This is a genomic window from Pseudoflavonifractor sp. 60 (assembly GCF_009911645.1).
GTDB lineage: Bacteria > Bacillota > Clostridia > Oscillospirales > Oscillospiraceae > Lawsonibacter.
Genome location: NZ_QWKI01000300.1, coordinates 1 through 257, shown reverse-complemented (window position 1 = coordinate 257; position 257 = coordinate 1). Strand labels below are relative to the sequence as shown.

General features: G+C 65.0%; 1 pseudogene. It reads right to left on the bottom strand.

Annotated features, from left to right (window positions below):
- Positions 1–257 (bottom strand): annotated as a pseudogene (locus D1646_RS21850) (DNA primase); the annotation flags it as partial.

The window sequence follows — 257 nt, the reverse complement described above, 5'->3', positions numbered from 1 at the left end:
GAATTTCCCCTCCTGCTCCCAGGTCTGGGTCACATAGCCCACGTTCTCCCCCGCCTCAAACAGGGTCTCCAGATAGGTGATGAGCTGCTTGACCGGGTCCCAGTCAGAGGGCGGCTGGACCTCCTGGCCCTCCAGCCAGTTCAGGTCCACCACCGATCCGATGGGGTCCTCCCAGCCCAGCTCCTGGCCCGGGGAGGGCCGCCAGCCGCCCTCCATAGCCATTTTCACAATGGTCCCCCCGGTGATAGGGGTGTCAG